This is a genomic window from Rhizobium sp. BK112 (assembly GCF_014193215.1).
Lineage (GTDB): Bacteria > Pseudomonadota > Alphaproteobacteria > Rhizobiales > Rhizobiaceae > Rhizobium > Rhizobium anhuiense.
Genome location: NZ_JACHYZ010000021.1, coordinates 81,609 through 92,932, shown reverse-complemented (window position 1 = coordinate 92,932; position 11,324 = coordinate 81,609). Strand labels below are relative to the sequence as shown.

The 11,324-nt window shown below is 61.7% G+C and carries 11 protein-coding genes; all 11 read left to right on the top strand.

Features of this window, described 5'->3' with window-relative positions:
• Nucleotides 1-98: 98 nt before the first annotated feature.
• The 11 genes from fghA (at nt 99) to FHT75_RS33525 (ending at nt 11,304) form a co-directional block, all read left to right on the top strand.
• Complete coding sequence (fghA, locus tag FHT75_RS33575) at nt 99-935, top strand: S-formylglutathione hydrolase (RefSeq protein ID WP_048338724.1); 837 nt, start codon at nt 99-101, stop codon at nt 933-935.
• A gap of 54 nt (nt 936-989) precedes the next feature.
• Nucleotides 990-1,562 carry an S-(hydroxymethyl)glutathione synthase gene (gene gfa, locus FHT75_RS33570; protein WP_047619564.1) on the top strand — a complete coding sequence of 191 codons (573 nt, stop codon included), beginning with the start codon at nt 990-992 and terminating at the stop codon, nt 1,560-1,562.
• A gap of 385 nt (nt 1,563-1,947) precedes the next feature.
• The gene (locus tag FHT75_RS33565; protein ID WP_047619566.1) at nt 1,948-2,664 is read left to right on the top strand and encodes a GntR family transcriptional regulator; all 717 of its coding nucleotides are present in this window, start codon (nt 1,948-1,950) and stop codon (nt 2,662-2,664) included.
• The gene (locus FHT75_RS33560; RefSeq protein WP_063473463.1) at nt 2,661-3,572 is read left to right on the top strand and encodes a dihydrodipicolinate synthase family protein; all 912 of its coding nucleotides are present in this window, start codon (nt 2,661-2,663) and stop codon (nt 3,570-3,572) included. The genes FHT75_RS33565 and FHT75_RS33560 overlap by 4 nt, the downstream gene beginning before the upstream one ends.
• Nucleotides 3,565-5,082 carry an aldehyde dehydrogenase gene (locus FHT75_RS33555; RefSeq protein ID WP_063473464.1) on the top strand — a complete coding sequence of 506 codons (1,518 nt, stop codon included), beginning with the start codon at nt 3,565-3,567 and terminating at the stop codon, nt 5,080-5,082. The genes FHT75_RS33560 and FHT75_RS33555 overlap by 8 nt, the downstream gene beginning before the upstream one ends.
• Entirely contained in the window at nt 5,079-6,425 is a 1,347-nt protein-coding gene (locus FHT75_RS33550; RefSeq protein ID WP_063473465.1) for an NAD(P)/FAD-dependent oxidoreductase, read from the top strand. The genes FHT75_RS33555 and FHT75_RS33550 overlap by 4 nt, the downstream gene beginning before the upstream one ends.
• Nucleotides 6,426-6,503: 78 nt before the next feature.
• Nucleotides 6,504-7,355: a glycine betaine ABC transporter substrate-binding protein gene (locus FHT75_RS33545; protein WP_063473466.1), complete on the top strand. Its 852-nt coding sequence runs from the start codon at nt 6,504-6,506 to the stop codon at nt 7,353-7,355.
• A 125-nt stretch (nt 7,356-7,480) separates the two neighbouring features.
• Nucleotides 7,481-8,587 carry a glycine betaine/L-proline ABC transporter ATP-binding protein gene (locus FHT75_RS33540; RefSeq protein ID WP_063473467.1) on the top strand — a complete coding sequence of 369 codons (1,107 nt, stop codon included), beginning with the start codon at nt 7,481-7,483 and terminating at the stop codon, nt 8,585-8,587.
• 5 nt (nt 8,588-8,592) lie between these two features.
• Complete coding sequence (locus FHT75_RS33535) at nt 8,593-9,441, top strand: ABC transporter permease (RefSeq protein WP_048338730.1); 849 nt, start codon at nt 8,593-8,595, stop codon at nt 9,439-9,441.
• Nucleotides 9,438-10,289, top strand: coding sequence for an ABC transporter permease (locus FHT75_RS33530; protein WP_047619578.1), 852 nt, complete (start codon nt 9,438-9,440; stop codon nt 10,287-10,289). The genes FHT75_RS33535 and FHT75_RS33530 overlap by 4 nt, the downstream gene beginning before the upstream one ends.
• A gap of 16 nt (nt 10,290-10,305) precedes the next feature.
• On the top strand, nt 10,306-11,304 hold the full coding sequence (locus tag FHT75_RS33525; RefSeq protein ID WP_047619580.1) for a 4-hydroxyproline epimerase: 999 nt from the start codon (nt 10,306-10,308) through the stop codon (nt 11,302-11,304).
• Nucleotides 11,305-11,324: the final 20 nt, after the last annotated feature.

Genomic DNA, 11,324 nt, shown 5'->3' with positions numbered 1-11,324 from the left:
CGATGATCACCCACACCATGCCGCTCGAAGACATCAACAAGGGCTTCGAGCTGATGCATACGGGCAAGTCCATCCGCGGCGTGGTCGTGTACTGAGCCATGAAAACCATCTCAACCGAAAATTCTCATGGCGGCACCCAGGGCGTTTACATCAATCGCTCGGATGTCTGCGACTGCGACATGACCTTTGCGGTATTCCTACCGCCGCAGGCCAAAGTACGGAAGTTGCCGGTTCTATGGTACCTATCCGGTCTGACCTGCACCCATGCGAACGTCATGGAAAAGGGAGAGTATCGGCGTCTTGCCGCAGAACTCGGTATTATCATCGTCTGCCCCGACACCAGTCCGCGGGGCGATACCGTCCCGGACGAGCCGGATAATTGGCAGTTCGGCAAGGGTGCCGGCTTCTACGTCGACGCCACCGAGCCGCCGTTCGCACAGAATTATCGGATGTACAGCTACATCGTCGATGAATTGCCGAAGCTTATCGCGGCCGAGTTTCCGGTCGACATGACGCGGCAGGGAATCTTCGGCCACTCGATGGGGGGACATGGCGCGATCACGATCGCGCTCAAGCACCCCGAACGCTTCGGCAGCTGCTCGGCCTTCGCGCCGATCAGCCATCCCTCGGTCTCCGGCTGGTCAAAGCCGGCATTCCAGAAATACCTCGGATCGGATGAAAGGAACTGGCGGGCCTATGATGCCTGCTCGCTGATCGAAGACGGGCACCGGTTCCCGGAATTCCTCGTCGACCAAGGCACGGCGGATAGCTTCCTGCAGGACGGATTGCGCCCCGAAGAGCTCCGGCAGGCCTGCGAGACGGCCGGCATCAGCCTGCGGCTTCGCATGCAGGACGGGTACGGCCACTCCTACTTCTTCATTTCGACATTCATGGAAGACCATCTGCGCTGGCACGCGCGGAGATTGGGAGACTGATTGCAGAGCTTGGCCGGGCATATCGCAAACGGCCCAGAAGGGGAGGAGAAACCCATGACCAGCATAGCCATACATCCGGCAGTGGATTCAGGCTTTCGGGCGACTGACGCTGCTTTCGCAGGCGGGACGCTCGTCTGCAAATGCGCAAGCAATCCGGTCAAGGTGAAGATCAAGGGCGATATCGCCCATAATCACGCCTGTGGCTGCACCAAGTGCTGGAAGCCCGAGGGCGCCGTCTTCTCGGTCGTGGCGGTCGCTCCGACCGAAAGCGTCGAAGTGCTGGAGAACGGCGATAAGCTCGCCGTCGTCGATTCCGCCGCCTTGATCCAGCGCCACGCCTGCAAGGAATGCGGCGTGCATATGTATGGGCCGGTTGTGCGCGAACATCCGTTCCAGGGATTGTCCTTCGTCCATCCGGAACGCTTCCAGGAAAGCGGCTGGGCGAAGCCGGGCTTTGCGGCCTTCGTGTCGTCGATCATCGAGAGCGGCTTCGACCCCGCGAAGATGGACGCCGTCAGGGCGCAGTTGAGGGCGTCCGGCCTCGAGCCTTACGATTGCCTAAACCCTGGCCTTATGGACTACATGGCCACGTGGACCGCCAAGAAGAGCGGCGTTCTGGCTTCTTAATCGACCCCGGGGAGCGCCGGGCCGGCGCTCCCCGACAAAACCGCCGCCACCGGAAACGAGATATTCCGCAATGGCCGCTCGCCGGGTCGCCGGCGTCCAGGCTTCGAGGCCTGATGACCGACGTCGTATCGACGTCAACTCCAGAGACATTCTCACCGACCTGCCACATGATCCGCTGGCAAGAACGCCGCGACGGTCGCCGCCGCGGAATGTCGATCATTGTCAGCACGTTAAGCGGTGCCTGACAGGCATCGCGACCATAGCGCTCGGCATCATTGTGTATTCTATAAATACTAATTGTGTACGCAAAGTACACAATTATTGACTCCTTCCGACAAGCGTGCCATTTTCACGGCGTAGAGCAACGACTGGCCGGAGAGCGACGATGGCGAAGACACCCAAGAGCAATCTCTACGAAGACCTGAAACGGCAGATCCTGACGATGGAACTGGACCCGGACGCCGATCTGGACGAAGCCAGTTTGAGTGAAAGATACGGGCTCTCGCGGACGCCGGTTCGCGACATATTTCGGCGCCTTGCCGGCGAGGGTTATATCGACATCCGCGAGAACAGGGGTGCGCGGGTCATCCCGATGAACCATTCCACCCTGCGGAATTTCTTTCTCGTCGCACCGATGATCTACGCGGCGATCGGCCGTCTCGCCGTGCAGAATTTCAAACCCGCCCAGCTTTCAGACCTGAAGCAGACCCAGGAGCGGTTCCGCGCCGCCAGCGAGAACATGGACCCTTTGGCGATGGTCCTCGAGAACAATCGTTTTCACGAAATTTTCGGCGAGATGTCGGGCAACGTCTATCTGCAGCCGAGCCTCGGCCGGCTGCTGATCGACCACGCGCGCATCGGCCACACCTTCTTCCGACCGAGGAACGAGGACATGAAGCGGCGGCTTCAAGTGGCCGTCGACCATCATGACAGCTTCATCGATGCGCTCGGCGCCCACGATGAGAATGCCGTCGTCGACCTCGTCTTCGAACACTGGGAATTGTCCCGCGAGAACATGGAGATGTTCATCGCCCCGCAAGGCCTCAAGGCGGACGCCTTCCTCGGCGGTCCCGCCACGCAAATATTGGAGAAGTCATCGTGAAGTTTGAGGGGATCTATACGCCGGCGGTGACGCCGCTCGATCAAAATGGCCAGATCGACAAAGCCGGATTTGCCGCCGTGCTCGAGTCGCTGATCGAGGCCGGCGTCCACGGCATCATCGTCGGCGGCTCGACGGGCGAGTATTACGCCCAGAGCAGCCAGGAGCGCTTCGACCTCGCAGCCTATGCGAGGGACGTCATCGGCACGCGGCTGCCCCTTATTATCGGGACCGGCGCCACGCGCACCGAAGATTCGGTCGAATACGCAAAGGCGGCGAAGGACATCGGCGCGGATGCAATCCTGGTGTCGTCACCGCCCTACGCGCTGCCGACCGAACGCGAGAATGCGGTCCACGCTCTGACCGTCGACCGCGCGGCCAACCTGCCGATCATGCTCTACAACTATCCCGCCCGCATGGGTGTCGTGATGGGCGAAGAATATTTCTCCCGCGTCGGCAAGTCGAAGAACGTGATCGCCATCAAGGAAAGCTCCGGCGACATGGGCAACCTTCACCTGCTCGCCCGTAAGTTTCCGCATATTGCACTGTCCTGCGGCTGGGACGATCAGGCGCTCGAATTCTTCGCCTGGGGCGCGAAGAGCTGGGTCTGCGCCGGCTCCAATTTCCTGCCGCGCGAACATGTGGCCCTCTATGAGGCCTGCGTCGTCGAAAAGAACTTCGACAAAGGCCGGGCGATCATGACCGCGATGCTGCCGCTGATGGATTTCCTCGAATGCGGCAAATTCGTCCAGTCGATCAAGCACGGATGCGAATTGATCGGGCTGAACGTCGGCTCGGTCCGCGCGCCGCTGCGCCCGCTCAACTCCGAGGAAAAACGAACACTTCAGACCGTCGTCGCCACGTTGAAGCGCACGGTCAGCCAGATCACGTCGGGAGCAAACCATGCATGAACCCTTGACCGCAGCCGAATACAAGGCGATCGCCGCCGGTCTTCAACTTCCGACGAATGCCTTCGTCGACGGGGCATTCCGTCCGGCGAACTCCGGCAAGACGTTCACCTCCACGAACCCTGCGACGGGTGAGGCTCTCGCCGAAATCGCAGCCTGCGACGCCACCGACGTCGACGCCGCCGTCGCCAAGGCGAAGCAAGCTTTCGACGACGGCCGCTGGCGGCTGCGTTCGCCGGCCGAACGCAAAGCAGTGCTCCTCAAGCTCGCCAAACTTTTGGAGGACCATCGTCACGAACTCGCCGTCATGGAGAGCCTCGACAGCGGCAAGCCGGTCGGCGAATGCCAGACGGTCGATGTTGCCGATACCATTCATACGCTGCGCTGGCACGCCGAGCTGATCGACAAGCTCTATGACAACACCGCTCCGGTCGGCGCCAACGCGCTGACGATGATCGTGCGCGAGCCTATCGGTGTTGTCGGATGCGTGCTGCCGTGGAATTTCCCGCTGCTGATGCTGGCCTGGAAGATCGGCCCGGCGCTTGCCGCCGGCTGCTCGGTGATCGTCAAGCCGGCACAGGAAACGACGCTCACCACGCTGCGCGTCGCCGAGCTTGCTCATGAAGCAGGTATCCCGGCTGGCGTCTTCAACGTCGTGACCGGCGGCGGCAAGGAGGTCGGCGAACCGATCGGCCTGCATATGGATGTCGATATGGTCGCTTTCACCGGATCGACGCCCACCGGCCGCCGCTTCCTGCGCTACGCCGCCGACTCGAACCTCAAGAAGGTGGTGCTCGAATGCGGCGGCAAGAACCCCGCGGTGGTTCTCGACGATGCCGAAGACCTGGACCTCGTTGCCGAGCAGGTCGTTAACGGCGCCTTCTGGAACATGGGCGAGAACTGCTCGGCCACCTCGCGTCTGATCGTTCATGCCAAGATCAAGGACGAACTGCTGAAACGCATCGGCGCCTACATGCGCGAATGGAAGACCGGCGATCCGCTCGACCCGGCAAACCGCATCGGCGCGCTCGTCAGCAAGGCGCATTTCGAAAAGGTGAAGTCTTTCCTCGACGACGCCAAGACGGAGAAGCTCTCGATCGCCCATGGCGGTGAAACCTATAACGGCATCTTCATCGAACCGACGGTGGTCGAGGGCGTGACGCCGGCCAGCCGCCTCTTCCAGGAAGAAATTTTCGGCCCGGTGCTTTCGGTGACGACCTTCAATTCGCTGGCCGAGGCGATCGCCCTTGCCAACGACACGAACTACGGCCTGACGGCGTCCGTCTATACCGGTAGCCTGCGGAACGCCATCAGGCTCTCGCGGGAGATCCGCGCCGGCGTCGTCACCGTCAACTGCTTCGGAGAAGGCGACGCCAGCACGCCGTTCGGCGGCTACAAGGAGTCCGGCTTCGGCGGCCGCGACAAGTCGGTCTTCGCTCACGACAATTACTGCGAACTCAAGACCATCTGGATCGACGTATCCGAACGGTCGGTCGACGAGACGATCCGATGACCCGCCATGTGATCAAGCGCCTGCCGATCGATACCGGCGTTTCGGGATGGGAGGCGATCAGCGAACGCGCCTTTCCCGCAATGGCGCTTGAACACGACATTACCGCGGACTGGCTGATTGTCGGCGCCGGATTTGCCGGCCTGTCGGCGGCCCGCCGCCTCTCGCAGTTGCGCCCTCAGGACAAGATCGTCGTCCTGGAGGCGCGTGAAGTCGCCAAGGGTCCGGCCGGGAGAAATTCCGGCTTCATGATCGACGTGCCGCACAATCTCTCTTCCGGCGAGTATTCGGTGGCCGACGAAGAGGCGACCAAGGACGAGATTCGACAGAACCGTCTGGCGATTTCCTTCGCAGCCGATGTCGCGGCCGAATACGGCCTGTCCAAGGAAACCTTCGATCCGGCGGGCAAGGTGAATGCCGCGGCCTCCGACCGGGGGCTCGGGCTCAACGACAACTACAGGAAGTCGCTCGAAAAGATCGGTGAGCAGCATCGCGTTCTCGATGCCGATCAGATGCGGGAGATGACGGGCTCGCGCTATTATCGCGGTGGGCTCTATACGCCGGGCGCGGTGATGATCCAGCCCGCCGACTATATCCGCGGCCTGGCGCGCGGACTTAGCGCAAAGATCGCCATTCACGAGCACTCGCCGGTGCTGGAGCTTTCCCGCGAGGGAAAGTCCTGGAAGGCGAAGACGGCTCGCGGATCGGTCTCCGCGCCGAAGGTCATTCTGGGCGTGAACGGCCATATTCAAAGCTTCGGCCATTTCCGCGGGCGGCTGATGCACATATTCACCTACGCGTCGATGACATCGGCCTTTTCCCAGAACGAATTCGGCGGCGATATCACCGGCGCGGACCGTTGGGCGCTGCTGCCGGCCGATCCGATGGGCGCGACGGTGCGCAAGATCACCACAGATGGCCGTTCGAGGATCGTCATCAGGACGCGGTTCACTTACGACCCGAGCCTCCAGGTGTCGGAGAAGCGGGTCGCCGGCGTGGCGGCCGAGCAGCGCCGCTCGTTCGACGCTCGCTTCCCCGGAATGCAAAGCCTGCCGATGGAGTTTAGCTGGGCGGGTGCGCTCTGCCTGAGCCGAAACCATGTGCCGGCATTCGGCGAGGTCGAGGAAGGGCTTTTTTCCGCCTGCTGCGAGAATGGTCTCGGCACCGTCAAGAGCACGCTTGCGGGAATGATGGCGGCCGATCTGGCGACAGGCGCCGCAAGCCCCGAACTCGACAAATACAAGAACCAGCCGGAACCGGTGAGATTGCCGCCCGAGCCCATCGCGTGGCTCGGCGTCAACTCGGTCATCCGCCTGCAGGAATTGCGTGCTGGCCGCGAGGGATGATCCCTCGGCCCGCGCAATCTGAAGCTGCCCGCTCGCAGACTTCAATGAGAATGGGAACGTAAAACAGGAGTAAGAACAATGAAAAATTTGTGGAAGGCGCTCTGCGCCGCTGCAATGATCGGGGTCAGCATCCTTCCTGCTCGCGCGGAAGAAAAGACGATCACCATGGGCACGATGTCGTGGGAAGATCTGACGCCCATCACCGGTATCACCAAGAAGGTTCTCGAAGACGCGGGCTACACCGTCAAGGTGACCGAGTTCTCCGAATGGGGCATCGCCTATGCCGCTCTTGCCAAGGGTGACATCCAGGTTCTCACCTCGCAGACGGACTATGTCGCGCAGGACTACTGGGACAAGAACAAGAACCGCCTCGAAAAGATCTCGCCGGTTTCGCACGGCCTCTATCAGGGTGTTGCGGTTCCCAAATATGTCCCGATCGACTCGCTGGAACAGCTCAATGAAAACGCCGACAAGTTCGGCGGCAAGATCATCGGTATCGAACCGGGCGCCGGCCTGATGCGCGATACCTCGAATGTGGTCAAGGACTACGGCCTCAAGCTCCAGCTCGTCGAGGGCAGCACCGCCGCGATGACGGCGGCGCTGAAGTCCGCCTATGATCGCAAGGAGTGGATCGCGGTGACGATCTGGGAGCCGTCCTGGATGGTCCAGAAGTACGAGGTCAAGTACCTCAAGGATCCGAAGGGCATCTTCCCGCCGCCGCAGAGCTACTACTGGATCGGCCATAAGGGCTTCTCCGCAGAGAACCCGCATGCGCGGGAAGTGATGGCCAGCGTCTATGTGCCGCTCGCCGACATCACCGCCATCAACGGCGCGGTCAATGAAGGCAAGACCATGGACCAGGCCGTGCAGGATTGGATCGGCGCCCATGCCGACCTGATCAAGCGCTGGGAAAACATCAAGAAGAACTAACCGCGTCGTGGCCGTCCGATCCGTCGGGCGGCCATCCTACAGCGCCGCGCGTTCTTTTGGACGCGCAAAGGACGCTGGGAGATTCAACGAGAGAAGCCAGCGCCGATTGGCTCAAGGGGATCGCTATGAAAACCGTAACTGCCGATATCAATGATGTCCTGATCGACTGCCAGTCCCTCTGGAAAGTCTTCGGTGACAAGTCCGCTGCGGCAATGAAGTCGATCAAGGAGCGCGGCCTCGGCAAAAAAGAGGTCTTGAAGGAATACAACTGCGTCGTCGGCGTGTCCGAGGCGAGCCTCCAGGTGCGGCGCGGCGAAATCTTCTGCATCATGGGCTTGTCGGGAAGCGGAAAATCCACGCTCATCCGCCTGCTCAACAAATTGATCACGCCGAGCGCCGGCAAGGTCCTCGTCAAGGGGCGCGACCTCGCCGCCCTGTCTCCGGTCGATCTCCGGCAGATGCGCGCCAGGAACATCGGCATGGTGTTTCAGAGCGTCGCTCTGTTGCCGCACCGCACAGTCTTGGAAAATGCGGCCTTCGGCCTCGAAGTGCAGGGAATAACCAAGCCGGAGCGAAACAAGACCGCCGTTGCCGCGCTCGAGAAGGTCGGCCTCGCCGACTGGGTGAACCGGTATCCGGGCGAGCTCTCGGGCGGCATGCAGCAACGCGTCGGTCTCGCCCGCGCTCTCGCTTCCGACCCCGAGATCATTCTGATGGACGAGCCGTTCAGCGCGCTCGATCCGCTCATCCGGCGCCAGCTTCAGGACGAATTCCGGCAGCTGACGAAAGCCTTGGGCAAGTCCGCGGTCTTCATCACCCATGATCTCGACGAGGCGATCCGGATCGGCGACCGCATTGCGATCATGAAGGACGGCGTCATCATCCAGACCGGCACGGCCGAGGAAATCATCCTCAACCCGGCGGATGCCTATGTCGCCGAATTCGTCGCCGGCATATCCCGTCTCCATCTGATCAAGGCGCATTCCGTCATGCGCAGTGTCGCCGAATTCCAGCAAAGCGCGCCGAATTCCGACATCGCGTCGCTGGCGCGCACGACGCCGGACGCCGACATCGACGAACTCATCACATTGACGATGCAGTCGGAGCGCGACGCCATCGCCGTCGTGGACAATGGTCAGATTGTCGGCGTGGTCACGCCGCGCAGCCTGCTGATGGGCGTCAAGGGACCATCCGCCCACGATCTGCCGGCGGCGTCCACCAACTGGAGCTGATTGACATGGATAGTTCAGGCTTCATCGATCTTTTTGACGAATGGACCGATTCCGCGCTCGAATGGGTGAGCGACAATGGCGAGTTCCTTTTCGATTCCATCAGGCAGGTTCTCGAAGGGCTCTATGCCGGGATCCTCTGGCTCCTGGAACTTCCGCCATTCTATCTGATCGCGCTGATCGTGGCGCTCGTCGGCTGGCGGCTGGTCAATGTCTGGTTCGCCCTGCTGAGCGGCGTCGCGCTGGCGCTTTGTTTTTCCATGGGACTCTGGCCGGAGACGATGAGTACGCTGGCGCTGGTCTTGACCGCAACCACGCTCGCCCTGGTGATCGGCATCCCGATCGGCATTATGGCCGGCTTCTTTCCCGCCCTCGATCGTTTCATGGAGCCCGGCCTGGACCTGATCCAGACGCTTCCGCCATACATCTACCTGCTGCCGGCGATCGCTCTGCTCGGCTATGGACCGGCGACGGCATTGATCGCGACCGTGATCGTCGCCGTGCCGCCGGCAATCCGCCTGACGTCTCTCGGTATCCGGATGACGCCCAAGGAGTTCATCGAACTCGGAGAGGCGCTTGGGATGACGCCGGCGAAGATGTTCTTCAAGATCCGCCTTCCCTTCGCGCTGCCGAGCATCATGGCGGGCATCAACCAGAGCCTGATGATGGCCTTCGGCATGGTCGTCATCGCAGGCATCGTCGGTTCCGGCGGGCTTGGCGAGACGATCTACGGCGCGATCAGAACGCTCGACATCGCGACTTCGATCAATGGAGCGATCGCCATCGTGGTTCTGACCATGGTGCTTGATCGCATAACCCAGAGTGCTGCTCGTCTGGGAACGGGGAGGAAGTCATGAATCCGTCCATCCTGCAGTTTTCGCCCGGCGCTTTCCTGGCGCCATCCGTCGATTGGCTCAACACCAACTTTCATCCGCTGTTTGCGGCGATCAGCTATCTGGTCGAAGCGGTGCTTTCCGGATTCGAAGCGGCACTGCTCTTCGTGCCGCCCTATGGGCTCATCGCGATCGTCGTCGTTCTGGCATTCGTCGCCGTCGGTCTGCGCGCCGCGATCCTGGCCGGTCTTTGCCTGGGCTTCTGTCTCCTCATGGGGCTGTGGACGGCATCGATGCAGACCCTGTCTCTGGTCACCGTCGCGGTCCTGATCTCCGTGCTCATCGCCTTCCCGATCGGCGTCCTGTGCTCGCGCTACAAGACATTGGAGGCGATGGTTCGCCCGGTTCTCGATGTGATGCAGACCGTGCCGCCGTGGGTCTATCTCATTCCTGCGGTGATGATCTTCAGCCTTGGACGCGTGCCGGCAATCATCGCCACCATCGTCTATGGCATTCCGCCGATGCTCCGACTGACCACGCTGGCATTCAACCAGGTGCCGAAGGAATTCATCGAACTCGGCAGCGCTATCGGCGCGCCGCCTCGCTCGGTGCTTTGGAAGATCGAGATCCCCTTGGCCAAGCAGACGCTCCTGGTCGGGCTCAACCAGTGCATCCTTCTGTCGCTGGCCATGGTCGTGCTGGCCGGGCTCGTCGGTGCCGGCGGTCTCGGTGCTGAGGTGACGCGCGGCTTGACGCGCATGGAGATGGGGCTTGGTCTCAGGGCAGGCCTGGCGATCGTCGCCGTCGCCCTTCTGCTCGACCGGCTGTCCCGCGGCCTGCTCGACCGCGACAGGCTGCCGAAGGCGAAATGAGCAAGGACATAGAGAGATGAGAAACAGCTTCTTCTGCATCGATGCGCATACTTGCGGCAATCCCGTCCGCTTGGTCGCCGGAGGCGGTCCACTGCTTGCCCATGCACCGATCAGCGAGCGCCGGGAGATTTTCGTCCGCGACCATGACTGGGTGCGCAAGGCGCTGATGTTCGAGCCGAGGGGGCACGACATCATGTCAGGGGCGATCATCTATCCTGCCTATCGGCAGGACTGCGATTTCGCCGTGCTGTTCATCGAAGTGAGCGGCTGCCTGCCGATGTGCGGCGCCGGCACCATCGGCACCGTGACCGCCGCGATCGAGGAGGGGCTGGTCAAGCCGCGCGAACCCGGCCGGGTCGCCATCGAGACGCCTGCGGGGAGGGTTGACGTGACCTATGAGGAGAAAGACGGATATGTCGATTCCGTTCGTCTCCACAATGTGGCGAGCTATCTCCATGAGGCTGATGTCGAGGTGGATGTGCCGGGAATGGGCCGTCTGCGCGTCGATATATCCTATGGCGGCAACTATTATGCGGTCGTCGAACCACAGGATAACTGGAGCGGCCTCGACGGCATGACCGCATCCGACATTGTCGGCTGCAGCCAGAGACTGAGGTCGGCGCTTGCCGGTATCTGCGATCCTGTCCATCCCGACGACCCGAGGATTCGCGGTGTGCATCACGCCATCTGGTGCGACCGCCCGGTGAATGACGTCTCGGATGGACGCTGCGCCGTCTTCTATGGCGAAAAGGCCATCGATCGATCGCCGGGCGGCACCGGCACCTCCGCCCGCATGGCCCAGCTCTATGGGAAGGGGCGGCTTACCATCGGGTCGAGATACCGGCATGAAAGCCTGATCGGAACCATCTTCGAGGGCCGGGTCGAAGCCGAGGCGAGCATTGGACCCTATAGCGGCATTCTTCCCAGCATCGGAGGCTGGGCGCGCGTCATCGGGCACAACACCATTTTCGTTGACGATCGTGATCCGCTGGCGCATGGCTTTCAGATCCGATGAGCGCGTTTTCGGCAGGGAGA